At 31.4% G+C, this 21,787-nt stretch carries 25 protein-coding genes; 3 read left to right on the plus strand and 22 right to left on the minus strand.

The features are described 5' to 3' along the window. Positions 1-33 precede the first annotated feature (33 nt). From WFZ85_RS02370 to WFZ85_RS02460, 19 genes are all read right to left on the minus strand, one after another. Complete coding sequence (locus tag WFZ85_RS02370) at positions 34-1,497, minus strand: lipopolysaccharide biosynthesis protein (protein ID WP_342694686.1); 1,464 nt, start codon at positions 1,495-1,497, stop codon at positions 34-36. A 41-nt stretch (positions 1,498-1,538) separates the two neighbouring features. After that, entirely contained in the window at positions 1,539-1,976 is a 438-nt protein-coding gene (locus WFZ85_RS02375) for a GNAT family N-acetyltransferase (RefSeq protein ID WP_342694687.1), read from the minus strand. Between the two features lie 78 nt (positions 1,977-2,054). Next, a complete protein-coding gene (atpG, locus tag WFZ85_RS02380) occupies positions 2,055-2,915 on the minus strand; it encodes an ATP synthase F1 subunit gamma (protein ID WP_342694688.1) in 861 nt (286 codons plus the stop codon). Between the two features lie 92 nt (positions 2,916-3,007). Continuing rightward, positions 3,008-4,585, minus strand: a complete 1,578-nt coding sequence (gene atpA, locus WFZ85_RS02385) for a F0F1 ATP synthase subunit alpha (protein WP_342694689.1) — start codon at positions 4,583-4,585, stop codon at positions 3,008-3,010. Positions 4,586-4,599: 14 nt separating this feature from the next. Continuing rightward, a complete protein-coding gene (locus tag WFZ85_RS02390; RefSeq protein ID WP_342694690.1) occupies positions 4,600-5,109 on the minus strand; it encodes a hypothetical protein in 510 nt (169 codons plus the stop codon). Positions 5,110-5,119: 10 nt separating this feature from the next. Then, on the minus strand, positions 5,120-5,653 hold the full coding sequence (gene atpH / locus WFZ85_RS02395) for an ATP synthase F1 subunit delta (protein ID WP_342694872.1): 534 nt from the start codon (positions 5,651-5,653) through the stop codon (positions 5,120-5,122). After that, positions 5,653-6,153, minus strand: coding sequence for a F0F1 ATP synthase subunit B (locus WFZ85_RS02400; RefSeq protein WP_342694691.1), 501 nt, complete (start codon positions 6,151-6,153; stop codon positions 5,653-5,655). Before WFZ85_RS02400 ends, atpH begins: the two co-directional genes overlap by 1 nt. Before the next feature lie 83 nt (positions 6,154-6,236). Further along, on the minus strand, positions 6,237-6,428 hold the full coding sequence (atpE, locus tag WFZ85_RS02405; protein ID WP_171221220.1) for an ATP synthase F0 subunit C: 192 nt from the start codon (positions 6,426-6,428) through the stop codon (positions 6,237-6,239). 35 nt (positions 6,429-6,463) lie between these two features. Next, positions 6,464-7,615, minus strand: a complete 1,152-nt coding sequence (gene atpB, locus WFZ85_RS02410; RefSeq protein ID WP_342694692.1) for a F0F1 ATP synthase subunit A — start codon at positions 7,613-7,615, stop codon at positions 6,464-6,466. 517 nt (positions 7,616-8,132) lie between these two features. Beyond that, a complete protein-coding gene (locus WFZ85_RS02415; protein ID WP_342694873.1) occupies positions 8,133-8,366 on the minus strand; it encodes an AtpZ/AtpI family protein in 234 nt (77 codons plus the stop codon). Further along, the gene (locus WFZ85_RS02420; RefSeq protein WP_342694693.1) at positions 8,335-8,739 is read right to left on the minus strand and encodes a bactofilin family protein; all 405 of its coding nucleotides are present in this window, start codon (positions 8,737-8,739) and stop codon (positions 8,335-8,337) included. Before WFZ85_RS02420 ends, WFZ85_RS02415 begins: the two co-directional genes overlap by 32 nt. A gap of 3 nt (positions 8,740-8,742) precedes the next feature. Next, positions 8,743-11,568 (minus strand): type IX secretion system periplasmic lipoprotein PorW/SprE, encoded by a 2,826-nt coding sequence (gene porW, locus WFZ85_RS02425; RefSeq protein WP_342694694.1) that lies wholly within the window; start codon positions 11,566-11,568, stop codon positions 8,743-8,745. 144 nt (positions 11,569-11,712) lie between these two features. Beyond that, positions 11,713-12,411, minus strand: coding sequence for an ABC transporter ATP-binding protein (locus WFZ85_RS02430; RefSeq protein WP_342694695.1), 699 nt, complete (start codon positions 12,409-12,411; stop codon positions 11,713-11,715). A 91-nt stretch (positions 12,412-12,502) separates the two neighbouring features. After that, positions 12,503-13,969, minus strand: coding sequence for a DUF5687 family protein (locus WFZ85_RS02435; RefSeq protein ID WP_342694696.1), 1,467 nt, complete (start codon positions 13,967-13,969; stop codon positions 12,503-12,505). 53 nt (positions 13,970-14,022) lie between these two features. Then, positions 14,023-14,715: a hypothetical protein gene (locus WFZ85_RS02440; RefSeq protein WP_342694697.1), complete on the minus strand. Its 693-nt coding sequence runs from the start codon at positions 14,713-14,715 to the stop codon at positions 14,023-14,025. Positions 14,716-14,718: 3 nt separating this feature from the next. Then, a complete protein-coding gene (locus WFZ85_RS02445; protein WP_342694698.1) occupies positions 14,719-15,339 on the minus strand; it encodes a hypothetical protein in 621 nt (206 codons plus the stop codon). After that, complete coding sequence (locus WFZ85_RS02450; protein ID WP_342694699.1) at positions 15,336-15,992, minus strand: hypothetical protein; 657 nt, start codon at positions 15,990-15,992, stop codon at positions 15,336-15,338. Before WFZ85_RS02450 ends, WFZ85_RS02445 begins: the two co-directional genes overlap by 4 nt. Before the next feature lie 52 nt (positions 15,993-16,044). Further along, entirely contained in the window at positions 16,045-16,719 is a 675-nt protein-coding gene (locus tag WFZ85_RS02455) for a hypothetical protein (RefSeq protein WP_342694700.1), read from the minus strand. A 1-nt stretch (position 16,720) separates the two neighbouring features. Further along, entirely contained in the window at positions 16,721-17,056 is a 336-nt protein-coding gene (locus WFZ85_RS02460) for a PadR family transcriptional regulator (protein WP_342694701.1), read from the minus strand. A gap of 165 nt (positions 17,057-17,221) precedes the next feature. Between WFZ85_RS02460 and WFZ85_RS02465 the strand changes: the two genes are divergently transcribed. The 3 genes from WFZ85_RS02465 (at position 17,222) to WFZ85_RS02475 (ending at position 19,181) form a co-directional block, all read left to right on the plus strand. After that, entirely contained in the window at positions 17,222-18,271 is a 1,050-nt protein-coding gene (locus WFZ85_RS02465; RefSeq protein ID WP_342694702.1) for a ferredoxin--NADP reductase, read from the plus strand. A 68-nt stretch (positions 18,272-18,339) separates the two neighbouring features. Beyond that, complete coding sequence (locus WFZ85_RS02470; RefSeq protein ID WP_342694703.1) at positions 18,340-18,648, plus strand: hypothetical protein; 309 nt, start codon at positions 18,340-18,342, stop codon at positions 18,646-18,648. Positions 18,649-18,695: 47 nt separating this feature from the next. Continuing rightward, complete coding sequence (locus WFZ85_RS02475; RefSeq protein ID WP_342694704.1) at positions 18,696-19,181, plus strand: hypothetical protein; 486 nt, start codon at positions 18,696-18,698, stop codon at positions 19,179-19,181. A 44-nt stretch (positions 19,182-19,225) separates the two neighbouring features. On the opposite strand, the gene WFZ85_RS02480 is transcribed toward WFZ85_RS02475, so the two are convergent. From WFZ85_RS02480 to WFZ85_RS02490, 3 genes are all read right to left on the minus strand, one after another. Then, entirely contained in the window at positions 19,226-20,239 is a 1,014-nt protein-coding gene (locus WFZ85_RS02480) for a glycosyltransferase family 9 protein (protein WP_342694874.1), read from the minus strand. A 52-nt stretch (positions 20,240-20,291) separates the two neighbouring features. Beyond that, positions 20,292-20,999, minus strand: coding sequence for an NYN domain-containing protein (locus tag WFZ85_RS02485; RefSeq protein WP_204158783.1), 708 nt, complete (start codon positions 20,997-20,999; stop codon positions 20,292-20,294). 151 nt (positions 21,000-21,150) lie between these two features. Beyond that, a complete protein-coding gene (locus WFZ85_RS02490) occupies positions 21,151-21,756 on the minus strand; it encodes a DUF4254 domain-containing protein (protein WP_342694705.1) in 606 nt (201 codons plus the stop codon). Between the last annotated feature and the right edge of the window lie 31 nt (positions 21,757-21,787).

Genomic DNA, 21,787 nt, shown 5'->3' on the forward strand with positions numbered 1-21,787 from the left:
CCAAAGAATCGCGAAGACTCAAAGGTAATTATTTTATTTTTTTCTTTTGATAATGCTACTTATTGTTTCTTTTTCGTTATAATAAATGAAATAAGTAAATATCAGTATTAAAGGTATTCCCACCAAATAATTTTCTCTGAAAAAATAAAAAGAAACAAGGGAAAATACTATGGAAATTCCAAGATATCCGCCAATTTTTTTCATGTCATAAGGTATTGGATAATATTTATTACCTAAAACATAAGAAATGGTCATCATGCTACCATAAGCAGCAATGGTTCCGATAGCCGAACCCATATAGCTGTATCTTGGAATAAGTAAAAAGTTTAACACTAAAGTCAAAATGGCACCGATTATTGAAATATAGGCACCAATTTTTGTCTTGTCGGTCAATTTGTACCAAACCGAAAGATTGTTGTAAATGCCGAGGAAGAAATTGGCTAAAATAATTAGCGGAACGACTTTCATTGCTTCCCAATAAGACTCGTCTTTAATCATAATTAATTTTAACACATCGGCAAAAACGATAACGGTTAAAAGAATTAAAGAACCAAAAATGACAAAAAATTTAGTTATGGCCGCATAGGTTTGTTTTGCGTTTTCGTGTTTGGCGTGACTAAAGAAAAAAGGTTCAATTCCCAATCTAAAAGCAGTGGCAAATAAAACCATGAATAATCCTAATTTGTAACAAGCAGCATAAGCGCCAACTTCTGATTTTCCGGTGTTTTTAGGCAGTAAAAATTCAAGAATTATTTTATCTAAGTGTTCGTTGATTGCAAATGCAATTCCGGCTATTAGAATGGGAAAACCATACAGCATCATTTTTTTCCAAAGTTGTATATCGACTTTCCATTTTAGCTTAAAATAATTAGGTGAAAGCACCACAAAAGTGGCTAAACTCGCTATTAGATTGGCTATAAAAATGTACCCTATTTGAAAGTTTTCGAAATAAAGTGTCGCTATAAAACTATCGGGATTGTTTACCGCCATTTTGGGTAAATAGAGCAAGAAAAAAAGGTTTAAAATCATGTTGATAATTACGTTTCCAATTTTAATAAACGCATACATCATTGGTCTTTGTTCTGCTCTAAGTTTTGAAAACGGGATGATAACCAAAGCATCTAGCACTAAAATCCAAATGGAATAGATTATATATTTTACATCGATGGTAATCCAATTAGAAATTGTATTTCGAAAAAAAAGTGACAAAAATAAAAATCCTAAAGAAGTCCAAAAAACAGAAATTGTGGCAGTTTGAATAACCTTTTTCTTGTTTTGTTCTGAATTATAAAATCTAAAAAAAGCGGTTTCCATGCCATAGGAAAGAATGACGTTAAAAAACACCATATAGGATAACAATATGGTTGTTTCTCCATAATCGGCTCTCGCCAATTTATCGGTATGCACCATGACCAAGAGAAAACTAATCATGCGCGGCAAAACCGTTGCTAAACCGTAAATAAGGGTTTGTTTGAAAAGATTTTTATATAAACTCAAAGTGCATTTTGTTAATGAAACAAAAATAGGTTTTTATTAGATTAAGAAAATCCATTTTCGTCAATAGTTTTAATAAAATGAAAACCTCTTGGCACGTAACCTAGATTGTAATAAAACTTGTGCGCCGGAAAATTGCCAGTAAAAGCATCCAAAACAATACAGGTGCAGTTTAATTCGGTTGCTTTTTGGTCGATATAGCTAGATATTAGCTTTCCGATTCCTTTTTTACGATAATCGGGATGCACAATAAAATTATCGATTTCGATATATTTTCCTGTCCATAATTTTGTGCCAAACCAAAAACCGGTCAAACCTACACATTTATCGTTTTCAAAAACAGCTACTTGCTTATAACTCTTTGGAATCATGTCTTCAAGAAAAGACTTATACTTTTCTACAGTCATATTTGGATAAAGAAATTGAATGGTTTCAAATTCCTCCAGGATTTGTTCTACTGTGGCGAGTTCTTTAATTTGCATTTGAAAATTTTTATTTTAAAAGTATAAAAAAAGAGCCAACGATTGTTGGCTCTTAAATAATATTTATAAAAACTAATTTTATCCTTTCAACGCTTCTGCTCCACCAACAATCTCGAGGATTTCGTTAGTAATCGCCGCTTGACGTGCTTTGTTGTAAGTTAATTTTAGTTGGTTTCTCAATTCGGTTGCGTTGTCAGTTGCTTTGTGCATAGCAGTCATTCGAGCACCATGTTCTGATGCAAAGGAGTCTCTGATGGCTTTGTACAATTGTGTTTTTAACGATTTTGGAATTAAGGTTAATACAATTTCTTCTTTTTCGGGTTCAAAAATATAATCTCCTGTTGAAACAGCAGTATCAGAAGCAATTGGTGCTAGAGGTAAAAACTGTTCTGTCTGAACTATTTGTGTAGCTGCATTCTTGAACTGATTGTATACAATTTCGATTTTGTCATAGTCACCCGCAATAAATTTTTCTGTTAATAAATCAGAAATCGCAGCTACATTATCAAAAGTTAATTGATCAAAAACCTCACTTTTGTTGTCAATAACTGTGTTTGTTTTTCTTAAAACATCGTTTCCTTTTTTACCAATAGCAAAAATGTCAACTTGTTTTCCTGCATAACTATCAGCAACAATTTTGGCTTGCTTAATTACATTAGTATTAAAAGCACCACATAAACCACGATTAGAAGTGATAGCAACAATTAATACTTTGTTTATTGGACGTTGTGAAGTATATTGACCACCAGCTTCGCCATCTAGAGTAGCGCTTACACTTTGTAATAATTCCGTTAATTTTTCGGCATAAGGTCGCATTGCTGTGATAGCATCCTGTGCTTTTTTCAACTTTGCTGCAGAAACCATTTTCATCGCCGATGTAATTTGCATCGTTGACTGAACGGAAGTAATTCTATTACGGATTTCCTTTAAGTTTGCCATTTGTTATAGTATTAAGATTTAAGTATCAAGTATTAAGATTACTTCTTGTTGTTTCAAGTCTTTCGTCTTAATACTTGATACTTAATACTTTATTAATTATATTTCGCTCCTATCTCTTTGGCTGCTTTAACCAAAACATCAGTAATATTATCATCTAATTTACCTGCTTTTAAAGCGTCCAAAGTGTCTCTGTGTTTATTGTTCAAGTATTCGATATAATCTTTTTCGAATTCTTTGATTTTATTTACTGGAACGTTTCTCAATAAGTTTTTAGAACCTACATAGATAATCGCCACTTGATCTTCTACAGTATAAGGATCGTTAACGGCTTGTTTCAAAATTTCAACGTTTCTTTTTCCTTTTTCAATTACGTTTAAAGTAACGGCATCCAAATCAGAACCAAATTTTGCAAACGCTTCCAATTCGCGGAATTGTGCTTGGTCTAATTTTAAAGTTCCAGCTACTTTTTTCATTGATTTAATCTGTGCGTTACCTCCAACACGAGATACCGAAATACCCACGTTGATTGCTGGACGAACTCCAGAGTTGAATAAATCTACATCCAAGAAAATTTGTCCATCGGTAATCGAAATTACGTTAGTTGGAATATAGGCAGAAACGTCACCAGCTTGTGTTTCGATAATTGGTAACGCGGTCAATGAACCACCACCTTTTACGATTGGCTTTAACGAGTCTGGTAAATCGTTCATGTTTTTTGCAATATCATCATCAGCAATTACTTTTGCTGCTCTTTCTAATAATCTTGAGTGAAGATAGAAAACGTCTCCAGGATAAGCTTCACGTCCTGGTGGTCTTCTTAATAATAAAGAAACCTCACGGTAAGCTACTGCTTGTTTTGATAAATCGTCGTAGATAATCAAAGCGGGACGACCTGAGTCTCTGAAATACTCACCAATTGCAGCACCAGCGAATGGAGCATAAACTTGCATTGGAGCAGGATCTGAAGCATTAGCAGCCACTATTGTTGTATAAGCCATAGCTCCTTTTTCTTCTAAAGTTTTAGCAATGTTTGCTACAGTGGATGCTTTTTGTCCAATTGCAACATAGATACAAAATACTGGTTTTCCGGCGTCGTAGAATTCTTTTTGGTTCAAAATAGTATCGATACACACGGTAGTTTTACCTGTCTGACGGTCACCAATTACTAACTCACGCTGTCCACGTCCCACAGGAATCATCGCATCGATTGATTTAATACCTGTTTGTAATGGTTCAGTTACTGGTTGACGGAAAATTACTCCAGGAGCTTTTCTTTCTAGAGGCATTTCAAATAATTCACCGCCAATTGGTCCTTTACCATCAATAGGATTTCCTAGAGTATCAACAACACGTCCAACGATTTGCTCACCTACGTTTAAAGAGGCAATACGCTGAGTTCTTTTAACTGTTGAACCTTCTCTAATTCCTGTAGATGGACCTAAAAGTACCACACCAACATTATCTTCTTCTAAATTCAAAACGATAGCTTCTAATCCGTTTTCGAATTGTACTAACTCACCGTATTGTGCATTTGACAAACCATAAACAAGTGCGATACCATCACCTACTTGAAGTACTGTTCCTACTTCTTCTAATGTAGCACCAGATTGAAATCCTTCTACTTGTTTTTTTAATATTGCTGAAATCTCAGCAGCTTTAATTTCCGCCATAATAAGTGTATTATTTATCTTCCAATATTTATGTTTACTCCGGAACGTTTTGGTTCCTCTTTAATTATAATTGTGTTCGTATTGTTTGTAGTTTTATTTAATCGATCAGAAAAAGGAGTTCCGTATTTTTCAATTAATCTCTGCACTTTATCTTCATCGAAACTACCATCATCATTAATACACTTTGTATTATAAATAATGCCAATAGCTTTTTTAAAAGTAACGTTATCTAATTCTATTGAACGATTAACTCCTAAAAATTTTATTTCGATATATGTTAAATCGCCTGTTTTGTTGTAATTTGTGATAGGTTCAACTCCAGGAACTTTAACAAAGTTCATATAAATAATTTCTTCTTTACTAGAAGTCATTAACAAACTACAGTTAGCACTAAATCCGCCACAACCTTCATAATTTAACCACACCTTATCATCAACAAGGATTTCGCCTTTTTTCAATTTAATATCCTGCGCAAAGTTACTCCAGGTAAGTAAAAATAATAAAGCGGTTAAAATTCCTTTCATCATCATATATTTAGTTACTGAATTCTCTTTTCAACTCTTGTAGTCTATTAGCAACAGAAGCGTTGTACTGTTTATCGCCTATTCTTAAAATAAATCCTCCAATTATTTTTGGATCTACACTATTTTCAATAGTTATTTTTTTATCTGAAATTGTAGCGATTTTAGCTAGTATTTTACTTTCTAAATCGGCTGTAATTGGGAAAGCTGTAGTTACTTTGGCTACTTCTACACCATTCATTTCATCAAATAAAGTGTTGAATTGAGTTGCTATCGGTGCTAAAATTTCAAATCTCTTATTTTCATGTAATAATCTAAAGAGCGATTTTGTTTCCGATTGAACCGAAGCGAATACTTCAGACAGGGCATTTATTTTAACTTCTGAAGAAATGATTGGGTTTGATAAAAAATCACTAAGTTCACCACTTCCATGAACGGAGTCAACAATCGATTTCATATCGTCGTTAACTTTGTTGGCATTTCCATTTGAAATAGCAATTTCTAAAATTGCTTTTGCATATCTAATCGCAGCTCTTGACATAACGATTAATTTAATTTTACATCACCTAACATTTTCTCAACCAATTTAGTTTGAGCCTCTTTATTAGATAATTCGTCTTTTAATAATTTTTCAGCAATATCTAATGATAAAGTAGAAACTTGCGCTTTCAATTCTGCCAAAGCTGCATTTTTCTCGCTTTCGATGGAAGCTTTTGCTTGTTCAATCATTTTTTGACCAGCAGTTTGCGCTTCGGTTTTTGCATCGTTAATCATTTTATCTTTGATTTCACGGGCTTCTTTCATCATAGCATCACGTTCTAATCTTGCTTCGGCTAACAATTTTTCATTGTCTGCTTTCAAATTTTGCATTTCTTTCTTTGCATTTTCTGCTGATAGTAATGCATTTTTAATACCTTCTTCTCTTTCATTAACTGCATCGAGAATAGGTTTCCAAGCGAATTTTTTCAAAAGGAAAATCAATCCTACGAAAATCAAAAATTGCCAGAAAAACAATCCTAACGAAAAATCATTTATTAACTTATCCATATTATAATTTAATTATAGTCTTTTAATTTAAATATAAGCATAAGCTACAACCAACCGTTATAGCTTATACTTTAATTTTAGAATTATACTGCGAATAAAGCAGCAAATCCAATACCTTCAATAAGAGCGGCAGCAATAAGCATAGCTGTTTGGATTTTACCAGTAGCTTCTGGTTGACGAGCAATAGCGTCCATTGCAGAACCACCAATTCTTCCGATACCAATACCAGCTCCGATTACTACTAATCCAGCTCCAATAATTTTAGGAATTTCCATAATGTATATATATATTTAATTAAACATTCAAATAATTAATGATGTGCTTCCTCGTGATGATGCTCTTCTACAGCCGAACCAAAATAAAGCGCAGAAAGCATAGTGAAAATATAAGCTTGTAACAAGGCAACTAATATTTCTATAATGGAAATAGCAAAAGATAGCAAAAAAGATAAACTACTTCCTAACCAATTTTTAAAAACAAACATTAACCCTATCAAACTCATCAATACAATGTGTCCAGCCACAATGTTTGCATAGAGACGAATCATCAAAGCAAATGGCTTTATGAAAATCCCTAACAATTCAATTGGTGCTAAAATAATTTTCATTGGCACAGGCACACCTGGCATCCAAAAAATATGTCCCCAATAGTTTTTATTTGCGGTAAACGTTGTAATAAGAAAAGTAAGTAACGCTAAACAAGCAGTAACTGCTATGTTTCCGGTAACGTTAATGCCAAGAGGCGTTAATCCAAAAATATTTAGGAACCAGACGAAGAAAAATATAGTTAGTAGATAACTCATGTACTTTTTATAATGCTTCTCTCCAATATTAGGAATAGCAATTTCATCTCTAATATATAGTACAATTGGTTCGAATAAACGTCCAATTCCAGAGGAAATACCAGCATTTTTAGCGTATGATTTTGCCAAGCTTCTAAATAATAAAAACATCAATATCGATACCACGAAAATCATAACCACGTTTTTAGTTATAGAAAAGTCAAGTGGCTTTACATTGGTAGCATGATCGTGTTCGTCAACGGAAATTTGACCTTCTTTGCTGTCAACTTTATAAATTTTTGAATGATACACTTTATAGAAACTACCATCAAATTCAGCTACTTCTTCTCCGTGATGAAATTTAGAAGAGGAAAAAACTTTTAAGCCACCATCCCAAAGTATAATAGGCAACGGAATTGCAACATGTTCTTGCTCTCCAGCTTCATTTTTATATCCAAAAATAGTGAAGTCATAAGAATCCTTTAGGTGGTGATCGATGAATTCTTTAATCTCTGTTTTAATATCTTTTGGTACCGCATTTTCAGTAAGTTTTCCTGCAACAGAATTAGTTTCTGAAGTAACATTTACGCTGTCAGATGTTGAATTAGCTGAGCTTAAAAATGGTAGAATTGCAACTAAAGTTACTATAAATAAATGGAGTGGTTTTTTAGAAAGCACCATATCTGAGAATTAACTTAAATTAACTATTTTCAAATTTGGTGCAAAAGTACAATATTAATTAATACTAAAAAGTATATGTTTTAATTTTTTTGATAGAAATGCGGATTTAATGGTCTTTTATTGCTTATTATTTAAAATTCTGATGGTTACAAGAGTTTCTATTGTCAAAAAGTAAATAAAAATAATAAAAAAACTTATTTTTTCTGTGGGCGTTTTAGGCAGATTTAAACTTAAAATTGGTCGTAAAAAAAGGTAAGATAGAGCCATTTTAAAAGTAGTCAGCAACAAAAAGGTGTAACCAACCGAGTTTATACTGGTCTGTTTTACTTTGTAGAGAATTAAAATTAATAATGCCGAAAAGAAAAAGAAAAACAAATATAGCAAAGGTATGGAGTAAACAAAAGCTGCCTCATAAACTTGGCTTACAAAAAAATGAAATACCAATTTATGAATTGAAAAACCAATGATTCCAAGTAAAAAAAGAGTGAAAAGAGGTTTGAATTTTTTTTTATTCATGCTATTGATTATCTGATTTATTGATTTCTTTTAGCTGACGGCTGATATTATAAAAAGCTAATGCCACGCCTAAAATAGTTAGAATTTTGACAAATAGTCGATGTGGATTGTTAAATTTTTCGTCAAGAAAACGTCCAAAATAAGCAAACAAAAAAACAATAACGCCCATTTGAACAGGGATATTTATGAGTGCCAACCATTTGTTACGCTGTTTTTTCCTCTGTTGATTGTCCATCACTGACCAAGTTTTTAACATGAGGTTTCATGACACAGGTTGCACTAAATTCTGCTCCTGGTTCAACAGAAAGCTTACCGCAAATCACTTCTCCTTGAATGTGTGCTTTCGATTTTATGTTCAGCATTTCTTGTACTTGTATTTTTCCATTAAAACTACCTTCTATATCGGCGTTTTTACAAATAATATCTCCGGTAACACTACCTGCTGGACCAATTACTATTTTACCTTTTGACTGAAAATTTCCTATCAAATGACCATCTAATCTAAAGTCTGCTGGTGAAACAATATCGCCTTTAATAGATGTTCCTTCTACAATTCTATTGGTTTTACCTAATAAATCGGTATAGGATTTTGGGCTTTTTTCAAACATAGTTTATCCTTTTTTTCCTGGTTTTTCCATTTGAGGTGATGGTGGCAAACCAAATTGATTGTCGTTTTGCTCCATTCCTTTTTGTGGATTTTTAGGTTGATTACTATCCTGTTTTTTTGAATTACTTATTGGAACTTGCTCTTGGTTTTGAACTGGTTTATCTTGCTGAGCAACAGATTCCTTTTCAATAGTGCCATCCCAGTTTGGTGGCGGTGGATTATCGGCAAGATTGCCTGCTAAAAACTCATCTATATTCTTTTTGATTTGAACAATCGCGTAGTTTTCTGCCGAAATCACGATTGCTTTTTCTTTGATAATATAATCTTTATAATCTTTTAATATCGAAACTATTCCTTCGGCTAAATCTTGTGAACTAATGCCGTGAATTACCACAAAATTGTCAGTCATGGTGTAAATATCTAACGAAACCGATAATTTGCTTAAACCTCTATCAGCCACAAATTTTTTGATTTTTTCACGTAAAATTTTAGTGTTTTTATCTTCAAAATCTTTGGTGCCGTATAAAATTTTCCAGTTTTTAGACTCGTTATTAGACAATTGCAATGCCGATAACTTTGGAATATCAACACTCAACTGTTTCTCTGCTTTTTTTCCTTCCTCGCTATTTGGATAGTTCAACGAAACAAAGTTTAAGGCTTTTGCATATTCATCAAGACCATTCAATTTGGCGACAATGTTTGCTTTTAGCAATTCAAACTTTGGCACGACTTCATCACCGGCAAATCTATCAATTGCTTGCTCTGTTGCTGTTAATACAGTTTTGAATTCTCCATCTTGGTATTTCTTATAAATGTTTTCATAAACAACTTTGGGAGAGTCGCTTGAAAGCGCTATTTGACTATCGGGATTATTTAAAATTTGAGCATAGCGGGAATCGGGATATTCCGAAATAATTCGGGTTTTCATAGCATCTGCTTTGCCTTTATTTATTATTTCATAAATTTTATAAAGGTTATACATTGATGGCAAAACCAACCTTTCCTCAGGGTTATAAGCCAAGAGTTGTTCTAGCTTTTTAGATGCCAAAACATATTCTTTAAATTTTTCTTTATAAATAACGCCAAGTTGATAATAAGCAAAGTTTCGCTCTTTACTTAAACTATCAATAAGCGTTTGTGAAGTAGGAATTTTTTTAATATAAAAATCAGAGGTAAAACGTTCGTCAACAACTGCGGGTTTTTTGGACTCTTTATCGCTTGTTTTATCTTCATCATCAGTAGCATTATCTTTACTAATTTTAGTAGACATTGATGAAACTCGCCAATTATCTTGTAACTTTCTTTTTCCCCATATTTTCGCAAATTCTTTTTTGCCGTAAGCCACCGTTGCTGGGTTATAGAAATAAAAATCTCCTCCATTATTGGCAGATGGTTTACTAGCTGGCGGTAAACTTGAGTTTATTTTACCTTTACTCGAACTAGTTGTTGGATCATTATTTACTTCCCCCTTTTGCTGATTTTCTTTCATAATCGCTTCCTTCTCGGCAATTAGCAAAAGTTCCTTTTCTTTAATTTTTAAATCTGCAATATACTTGTCAAAATAGGCTGTTCTAGCTTCGTCTGACATGTTGTATAACGATATAATACTGTCATTTACTTGAGCAATGCCTTCATATTTTATAACATCGGCAAGGTTTTCTCTTTTCTTTTTAATCAAATTATACTCGCGTGTTCTAGGTTTTAAAAACACTAAAGTACTATCATAATATTTGCCTGCGGTACTGAATTTAGAGTCAATAAAATAAAGATCAGCAAGGTTTCTATGATTAGAAGCAGCTAAGTAACTATCCTGGCTTTTCTTTTTTAAAGAAATGTTGTAGTGCTTCTTTGCTTTTAATTGGTTATTATTTTTTTCATAAAACAAGGCCATTTGATGATGTAAAACATCAAGATATGGGCGATTTTCTCTGTCTTCGATTAGCGCATTAAATTTGTTTAAAAAAGTAAGCGTGTCGCCTTTTTCATAATTGTATTGCTTGGCCTGTTTTGCATGAGCTTGAATAACATATTGTCTTCCTGCTTTTCGTTTCATGTCAATCACTGACTGATACATTGCAAAAGCACTATCTTTTTGTCCTAACTCTTCAAAAAGTTGTCCTAAAATAAAACGATATCTCGATTTTTCTTCGTTTAGTTTCGTGAAATCGAGCGCTATTTTTAGTTTCGACACAGCACTGTCTTTTTCTTCTAGATTTAAATAGGCTTGCGCCAAAGTTGCATTGGCATCGGCAAAAATTTGATCTTTGAATTTAATTTCTTTTAATAATTTTGTAAGGTTGTTTACGGCAATAGCATCGTTTTCCAGACGCATATTGGTTTTTTCTCGCCAAATTTTTACTTCATAAATTTTATCGCTACTAGGATATTTATATAAAACATAGTTGAAAGCTTCGAGTGCGGGAATAAATCGTTGGTCATAATATCTGGCTTTTCCCAAAAGCAAATGCGCTTCATCCATTTGTGGGTTTTTTTCAGAACCTTCAATATACATCGAATGTTTTTGGATGGCTTTTATTGCCTTGGTTTCAGCTCTTTCAAAGTTGGCGTTTTTTGCATCGCCAGGCATCATTGCATTGTCTTTTAATTGCATCCTTTCTACTGGAAGTCGTTCCCAAAAATTATCAATATTTTCAAGTTTGACCTCAGCAATTCCTTTATCTAAAGCAAGCTTACCGTTGTATAAAACGTTGTCTTTTGTGCTAAGTGCATGAGAATTTCTGGATATAAAAGTATTCTTTTTGGTAGAACATGCTATCAAAAAAACAAATAATCCAGTAAAAAAAACATATTTAAGAGTATTGGTTTTCAAATCAAAACGTTTTTAAAATAACGTAAAAAAGTCATAAATAGTATAACTAACGGGTAAAAATACGTTTCTTTTTGACATGGCAAAAAAAATAGCTGTATGTTTTTTAAAACCATATAGCTACTCTTTTTTTTTATAGTATTAAATTTATACCGCAAAAAATGCTTCTAATTCTTTCAAGGTTTCTGGCGATGTTTGAATGTCTTTTACAATTTCGCCTTTGTTTAGAGCTACAATTCGGTTGCAAACCTCAACAGTGTGAACCAAATCATGACTAGAAACTAGAACAGTTGTATTGGTATCGTCAGCTAATTCTTTGATGATTTTTTTCAAACGATTTACGGTTGTTGGATCCAAATTTGCAAATGGTTCGTCAAGAATTACCACTTCTGGATTTCCAATTAAAGCTGCTATAATTCCAACTTTTTTCATGTTTCCTTTGGATAAATCTCGAAGGTATTTTTTACTTTTTAAAATTTCGCCGTTGAAAAATTCTTCATGTTTTGCTAATAAAGTGTCAACATCGGCTTTGTTTTGTCCGCGCAATTCACCAATGAAATAAAAATATTCTTCGGCTGTTAAATAACCTATCAAGAAACTTTCATCAATAAAAGCTGCGGTGAAAGGTTTCCATGCTTCGCTGGTGTTTACCTGAACATTGTTATTGATAATATGTCCTGTACTTGGTTGAATTAAATCCAATAGTAAACTGAAAAAAGTGGTTTTTCCTGCACCGTTATTTCCTACTAATCCAAAGCTTTGTCCTTTTGGAATTTCTAACGATTCAACGTTTAATACTTTAACTCCGTTATTATATGTTTTTGAAAGATTATGTACTTGTATCATTTTGAAAATAGTTTAAAAGTTTATGGTTTATAAGTTTTTAAGTTTCAATAACTGAATACTAAAAACTGTCCCGACGCTTCGGGACTGAATACTAATTTTTTTGTTTGTATGCGGCGATGGTTGCATATTTTTCGGATTTGTAGATTTTTTCGATTTTTGAAAATACATAATCTCTAAATAAAAACCCAATAACTCCAGCTAATGCTACAAAAAGTAACCCAATATTTGGTGAAAAAAGATAATAACCTGCTGCATATAAAACCATTGGTAAAGCCATTTTTGGAATAGCAATTAGCATTGTTTTTACGTTAAAAGCTTGTTTGTCTCCAAAAGCTTGTTTGCTCGTAGTTAAATCGATTGGTGTTTTCACAAATGCGCCACCAAGCATTACCAAATGTGAATTTACTCCGATATTGAAAATAGCAGCAACAACAACTATTAAATACGTATGAACTCCAAAATAGATATAGAATGATGCCAAAAGTGTTGAAATTACTGTTCCAATAACCATCAACCACCATTTTGATTTGATGTATTCTTTGTAAGGAATGTTTTGGCTCATTAATAATTGATAATAAGCACTATCCCAACTCGGAATAAATTGTCCAAATGTGAATAAAAATCCGCCCGAAACAAAAATTCCTGCAAAGACTTTCATCGCCGGATTATCATAAGCTTCTATCGAACTAGTAAAAAACAATAATCCGTAGAAAATAAACATCACACTCATGATTAAAGTTGTTTTTGAGCGTTTGTTTCTTCTCAATAATCGGATGTCGTTTTTCAAGAACGTTCCTAAAATTCCAAATTGTTCTAACCAAGTATAATTTTCGGTTTTAGCTATTTTGCTTTTATTGGCCAATCCTTCATCAATATTTAAATTATTTTTAAAAAATTGAAACGAAAAATAATATGTGCCAATTAATGCTATTACAGGAAGAAGAAACAAATAAAGTGTTTTATATATACCTTGAAAAAAAGGTAATGTATAGATTGTAATATCGAAAAGATTGTAATATTGAGTTAATCCTAAACCAACTAAAACAGCCAAAACAGTATAAAAAATGGCATCTTTGTTATTAATAAGTATATTGATAAAGTTGTTCAAATAAATCAACGAAAACATGGCTATATGCCATAGAATAGCTTGATAACCATATCCTTTGATCAATAAAACAATAGTAAACGGAAGAAAGAAAAAAGCATGTGTCCAATTGAAAAAAGATAATGCCGTTTTGAATAATGAAAAATGGACAATGGTTCCTTTTTTAATATTCAATGTTAGCAACGGTCTGATGTTCATTACTGGCATTTTTTGTAAAAAATATCGAAAGAGTAAATCTACCGCTAGATAATAAATCATATACTTATTGATTGTTTCTAATGGTTCGTATCCTTCGTCTTTTAAAACAAAGAAAACTGCTGTCCCTAATATTGCAAAACAAGCTGTTAAATATAATGCGCCTAAACCCATGACGATTTTGAGAGCAAGATTTGACCCAAAAGAAGCTGAGCGAATAAATGATTTCCACTCTAGCATGATAAAATGTTTGAACATAGTATATTTTTTGTTTGATGAATTAGTTTCTAAAAATAGAAAAATGTTACATGTTATTTTGCAAATTCATATTCTGGATAGGTTTCTTTTAGATAATCTTCTGCTCTGTACGGAATTAGAATCAAAACTATATATTCTAACAAACCCAATATAACCAATAGAAAACTAAATACTGATAAATACCAACTATTAAAATTTTCACCATCCATGCGAATGGCAAACTGTATGGGTATATAAATTAAACCCGTTAATGAACTGTAACCAAAAATAATTTCTTTTAACAACCACTTTTTCCCTGTTGCTTTTGAATTCTTTTTATTTCTATTAGCGAGGGTTGTTAACCCAACAAAAAACAACACACACAATACAAGAAAAAATAATTGTATTATAAAGACTCCTTGTTGTAAATAATTGGATGCATAAAATACAATACCAAAAGCTAAAAAAGTAACAATGATTTTGGGAATACTAAAAAAAGTTTTTAATTCGTTTAAAACCAATTTATTGTATTTTTTATTCAATGCGGCTTGTCGTTGCTCAACTACTTCCATAAAACCGAAAACACCAAACTTTTTGAATTCTTTTTGCAACGCGTCTTCAAATGAAATTTTTGAGTTTTCTTGCCATTCTGCTTCAATTGCAATGGCTAAGTGATCGACTAATTCCGTTTGCAAATCGTAATATTCCACAAAATGTTGGCGCGTGAATTGGTATAATCGTTCTATTTGTTCGGCGGATAGTTTCATAATTCAGATATAATTTAACATGTAACTATTGAACTTTATAATTTCTTTGGCTAAAAAAATAATGTAACCCAAAAACAAAAAAGAGAAAATGGTTATTGTATAAATGGAAACATCATTATTACAATAAACTGGCAAAAGAAAGACTTGCAAATAATAGAGTGTGACCAAAACGACTATGTTTCTTTCAGCAATGTAAAAACGCTTCTTTAGAATGAACTCCAAATACACAATTTGAAAAAGGAATAGAACAATGATAAGTCCTGAAAACATATTGTTAACTGTAAAATCTTCATTAAAATAGCGGTTGACATCTATCTTTTTAAAAAAGAAAAACAAAGCAACGTTCAAAAACAGCATATAAGGCTTTACTAAAAACAACAAAAACTGCTTGATAGATTCCCAAGAATAACTATACCTGCTTTTATTATTTTTCAAGATAGATTTTTTGTGAACAACCATATAATCTTTAAAAGCATCATAAAAATCAATCTGTTCTGATCTCATTTTTTCTTCAACACCAGTAGCAATATGGTCAACCATTTCCAACCGAATGTCAACATAAACAACATCAGAATTTTCAAGATAAGTATCTATAAATTGCATGTTTTCTTTAGTGAGTTTCATAGTCGTATTAAAAATTTTCTTTGAAATTGAAAATGTTTAAATCCTAAATAAATAGTTGAAAACAAATACATAAAAAATAAACCTATCGTTAATACAAATAAATTTTGATTTGTTATATCATTTGGCAAAATATCATTTAAAGCTATACTTAACCAAACAATGATTGCAGGAAAACGAGCATCAAACATGTGTTTATAAGTAGAAGAAATAGTTGTTTTTTTATTTAAAAATTTTAAAGCTAGCATTAGTATAACTGCAACAAAATAGGAATAAAAAAACATTTTTTTTATCCAAAAAACAAAATTTAATCTTGATGCGGAGTTTGGCAATAGTTGAAAACTAATGAATAGCAATGATGAAATCGCAATTATTGAAATCAACTCAAGTTTTACTTGATTGCTAAATTTATTTCGGGCTATTTTGGGATAAAAAGTGTTTAGTGAGAAAAAAGCTCTAGTGCGTTTAAAATCTATTTTCCATCGATCAAAAACATTATTAAATGCTTCAGAAAAGGTAGTTTGGTTCGTTTGCATTTCAACTTCAACTTCAGAAGCTATATGATCTATAAGTTCTAGTTTGATATCATCATATATAATGCCGCAGTAAACTAAAGTTTCGTCAATTTTTGCGATTTGCTGGGTGGTTAATTTCATAACAAATTAGGTTATTTGATATTGCTTTTCTATTTGTTTCAAATTATGTTTCTTATTCTGCATAATATAATTTCCTTACTTCTTGAATTTCTTTTTTTGCCAATTTTTTAAAAACTATAACCGACAAAAAACTATAAACTAAAACTATTGCAAGGATAATTTTTACAATTATGTTCTCCATATCTAGCGATTCTTTAAATCCGTTTATAAAATTCAATAATGATTGAGGTAACATCATAACAATACTTATATTGTAACTTAAAAACTTATCTGTCCTTAAAACTATTTGATTTTCTTTCTTTCTTAATTTAAACAATTTTACACTTTCAATAATTATCAAGAAAACACCCATTAAGTTTAAAATAATTGCTGCTTTTAAAGCATTAGAATAAAGATTTAAAATGCAATAAAAAGAAATAAATAAAAAAAGTGATAGTAAAATTTGTGGAAATTTGAAAAACCCTTTGATAGAATTAAAATACACTTTTCGATAGTATTTTTTCAATTCATTTTGTCGTTCCCCTATAATACCTCTAAAACCTAGTGGTTCAAAATCATTCTTAGCGATACGAATTGCTTCGTTTAAACCTATTTGTTTTTCAGTAATAATAGATTCCACACTACAAATCATGTGATCTAGAAACTCCTGTTTTAGCTCGTAATATTTTATTCCAAAAGTGTCAAGGTAGTCTTCTATTACTGCTTTTTGTTTATTATTCAACTTCATGCTAAAAACTTAATTTAGGATTTACAATACTTTGCATATTTTTAATAAATTCTTCCAGTTCTGCCAATCGATTTACGGTTTCCGAAGTTCCTTTTTCGGTAAGCTTATAATATTTACGCAGTCGATTGTCCACGTTTTCAATTTCTACTTCAAGAACGCCTTCGGCTTCCAGTTTATGCAACGCTGGATACAATGCACCTTCTGTGATTTTCAATTCGCCTTTGGTTATTTCTTTTACTTTTTGGGTAATTTCATAACCATACATTCTGCCGTTTTCTTCCAATAGTTTCATTACTATCGTAGTCAAACTTCCTTTATATAACTGTGAATTCTTCATGCTAAATCGATTTAAATTGGAACAAATATACATAAGTTTTTTATATACCTAAGACTTCTATGTATTAATTTTTGATTTGAAATTGCCATCGTTTTTTGATATTGAAGTTGATTTTTGAAGTTGCCATTGAACTTGATATTATTACCTTTGTAAAAATTATTATTCATGTCAACTTATTATAAACTAACCATAAAAGATTTAAAAAGGGAAACTGCCAACGCAATTTCAATTACATTCTACATTCCATCCGAATTAAAATCAACTTATCAATTTATTGCTGGTCAATACGTTAATTTAAAATTAACGCTTGACGGACAAGAAATTCGTCGCGCTTATTCTATTTGTTCTTCTCCAAATAGCGGCGAACTTCGCATTGCCATTAAATCAGTTCAAAACGGTCATTTTTCAAAATTTGCCAATGACAATTTAAAAGTTGGAGATATTATTGAAGTTGGTCAACCAGAAGGAAAATTTACATTTGAACCTAATGCTGATAAACAAAAAAATTATGCAGGTTTCGTTGCCGGAAGCGGAATTACACCAGTAATGTCCATCTTAAAATCGGTACTAGAAAGCGAGCCAAACAGTACTTTTATTTTGGTTTATGGAAATAAATCGCCAGAAGAAACCATTTTTCAACAAGAACTTCACGACTTACAACTGAAATATGTTGGACGTTTGTTTGTACATTTTGTTTACAGCAAGTCAAATGGTGGCGATCTTTTTGGAAGAATTGATAAATCGGCTGTGAATTTCATTCTGAATAACAAACACAAAGAAAAAGAGTTTGATAAATTCTATTTATGCGGACCAGAAGAAATGATTAATTTGGTTTCAACCGTTTTAAAAGAACACAATGTAGCCGAAAAAGATATTAAGTTTGAATTGTTTTCCACTTCAACTGCTGAAAATACAAGCGTTGGCAATCAATCTGGTCACACCAAAATCACCATTATGGTTGACGATGAAGAAACTACTTTCGAAATGTCGCAAAAGCAAACGGTTCTCGAAGCTGCTTTAAAACAAGGCATCGACGCACCTTATTCTTGTCAAGGTGGCATTTGCAGTTCGTGTTTAGCACGAATTACAAACGGTTCAGCCGAAATGAAAAAGAACTCCATTTTAACTGATGGCGAAGTTGCCGAAGGTTTGATTTTAACCTGTCAAGCACATCCAACATCGGCAGAAATTTATGTGGATTTTGATGATGTGTAGCCAGTTGGCAGTGTTCAGATTTTAGTGTTCAGTTATGTAGATTGTGTTGAATTTTATAGAATTAAACTTTGAAAAACAAACTAGAGATATTTAAAAAAGCTCCTGATCTTTTGGATGAACCCGAAGTTCAGGAGCTTTTGGATTATTGCGAACGATTGGAAGATGAGTTAGTTGACTTAAAATTTGAAAAAGAAAAAAGCAAAGAACTCATTATGCTTGACATGATTAAGGAAGTCATAAAAGGTTGCAATGCAATCCAAAAAGAGCAACTAGAACACGAACGATTTGGCTATGAAGCACCGAATTATCAAGCTACAATTTCTAATCTAAAAAGTTATATTTTAGAGATTTGCAGAATAAATAAGATTTACTTGTGATTGAAAAAGACACAAATTTCACGAATTAACACAAATTTTAAATCCATTTGAAAAAGTTTATTTTGATATTTATTTGCATCTTATTTTCCTCTTGTGGGATTAATCATGCTATTAAAATAACTGAAAAAAAGAAACATAAATTGACTACTGAAATACTAAACTCTTTTGGGAATGTTATAATTCTTGATTATGGAAAAGCAACTATTTCAAATCTAATTTACAATGATTATGAGGGAAATTGGAATCTTGTGAAAATAAAAAATGGGAAGAAAAATTTAATCAGAATAAAAAAAGAAAATCACTTCATTGGAGATAGCATTGTCGTTGAAGCAGAAAATGAATTAAAAGAAATTAATACTAAAACAAAATTTGTTTTAGATGGAACTTCAATAAATTTTAAATATAAAATATTTAATGAAATTAATGAAATCAAATTTAATGGTGAAATAGAAGATTTTAAAAATGTAAACTTCGAATTAAACTATTTAAAAATAATTAACGAAATCATTACTGAAGAAAAATTAAACCATTAAGAAATTAAGGAAAGTTAAGGTAAATCTTAATGAAACTTAATTTCTTAATGGTTTAAAACTAAATTAATTTTTTTCACAATACTTTCCACTGAAATACTTCGCATTACATCTTCATAACCTTCCACTTTTTTATTTCCATAAACCGAAGTTGGCAATAGTGGATATTTTTCTCTATCAGAAGTTAGGCAATTTTCCAGCGGTTGATTGAATGGTGCAAATCCAGCAAAAGGATGTGTTGCGCCCCAAAGTGTGATGACTTTTATACCTAACATTGCGGCAATATGAGCGTTTCCACTATCCATAGAAAGCATTATATCAAGATTAGAAATAAGCTGTAATTCTTGATTAAATTTTAGTTTTCCGGCAACAACAACGATATTTTCTCTTTGTTTTGCCAAAGTATTTAGTTTTTCGGTTTCTTCTTTTCCTCCACCAAAAAGGAAGATTTTAGTGTTGCTTTTCAATGCTAAATTATCAACTACATTTTGCATTAAATCCAACGGATAGACTTTACTTTCATATTGAGCAAATGGCGCAATTCCAATCCATTTAAAATTGTCTTTTTTACCTGAAATTCTTAAAATTTCTTCAGATAAAAATGCTTTTTCAGGGAAATTTGGCAAAGATAAATCAACAGAAAAACCTAGTTTTTTAAACGTTTCAACATGTCTTTCAACCATCGTTTTTAAGGGTTGAAAAACTTTATTTTCGGCACGAGTTAGTGCTTTTTTTTCAGCTCTGCCTTTGTCGGTTGCGGCAACTTTTATTCCTGACAATAAAAATAAAGTTCGAATGATTTGGGAACGCAACACATTATGCAAATCGGCAACAGCATCAATATTTATTTTTTTTAAATCGGAGTATAATTTCAACAATCCGAAGAAACCTTTGTGTCGTTCTTTTACATCAACCGCAAAAAAATCTACATTGGGAATTCCGTCAAAAAAAGGTTTGAAAAACGGTCGAGAAACGATTGTGATTTTTACAGTTGTCCCGAGACTTCGGGATTGTGCAACCATTGCTCGAATAACTGGAACCGTCATAGCAACATCGCCCATTGCTGAGAGACGAATAACGGCGATATGTTGGATTGGTTTTGACAAAACAAAATTATATTTCTTTAGGAACAATATCCTTTTTTGTCATATTCTTTATTGTCATCAAACCATCAATATGTTCCAATAAATTAGGATCAACAGGATTTAACATCGGATCTAAAATAAAATCAACTCCTTCTCTTCTGGCAAATTTAGCTACTGGGACAAAATCACTATCGCCAGCTATTAAAATAATCTGATTTACCTGTTCTTTAAAAGATAATGTTGCTATATCTAAACCAACTTTCATGTCAACTCCTTTTTGATTTAAGGGAAATTCTACATCATCGAATTTTAAATCAGAAATGCTTATAGTTCCGTCAAGTAATGATTTAGTATGCCTTGACTTTATTTGCCATTCTCTCGAGCTATTTTTTAAAAACCCTAATCTTAATGCAATTTTTCTCTGCTTCTTTAATTCTGTAAAAAGAGAGTGTCTAAATTTATATAAATCGGTATTTTTAAAACTCATTGATTTACCTGATATGGGATTTTTAGAATCTCCATCAAAAGGTTCTGCATCATAATAAAATATTCTGTAAAGTTCCGTAGGCGGAAGATTGTACTTTTGACGGTAATTATTAATTCTTTGAATATGTTTAAAACAATACGAAACTATGTTTTTTGCCATTATTTCAGGAGTATCTGAACTTTCAAAACCTTTGATATATTTATACCTTCTAATAAAAAAGCCTCCATCAATTAAAATTGCTGTTTTCATAAAAATATAGATAAAAAAAATGTCCAAAGTCAGTATTTGTCGCTATAATTACTTTAGACTGGAACAATCTAAAGCTGACAAATCCGCTCATTGGACGTTATATGTACTACAAAAATAGTACATTTTATTCGTAAATACAAATTTTATACCATTATTTCTTATTCTGATATAAAACAGGATTCAAATCATCATCGTTGTACATTTTCATTTGCTTGTACACTTTCATGAACTTATCGCCGTTTTCAATATCGGTTAATAAATCATTGATTGAGGTAAACATATCGCTTTTTTGATCTAACAAAACGTTTAATTTTTCCTGACATTTTGCTCTGTGTTCAGGCGTAGCATCAACTCGGGTTGCTTCTTCATTCATATGGTAAATTTTCAACGCTAAAATCGATAATCTATCAATTGCCCAAGCTGGACTTTCGGTATTGATTTTTGCATTTGGTTTTACTTGAACCGAAGTATATTTTTGAAGAAAATAACTGTCAATATATTCTACCATATCCGTACGAACTTGGTTGGACGCATCAATTTTTCGTTTTAAATCCAAAGCCGCAACCGGATCAATTTGTGGATCACGAATGATGTCTTCATAATGCCATTGAACAGTGTCGACCCAATTCTTTGCATATAAAAGATACTCAATACTTCCTTTTTCGTAAGGATTTAGTGTTGGTTGATATACATCATCAATAATATGATAGTCTTTGATGCTTTGTTCAAAAATTGGGAAGGCAAATTGTGAAAACATAGTAGTAAAATTTTATTGCAAATATAGTTTT

The organism is Flavobacterium aureirubrum, from assembly GCF_038739835.1.
Lineage (GTDB): Bacteria > Bacteroidota > Bacteroidia > Flavobacteriales > Flavobacteriaceae > Flavobacterium > Flavobacterium aureirubrum.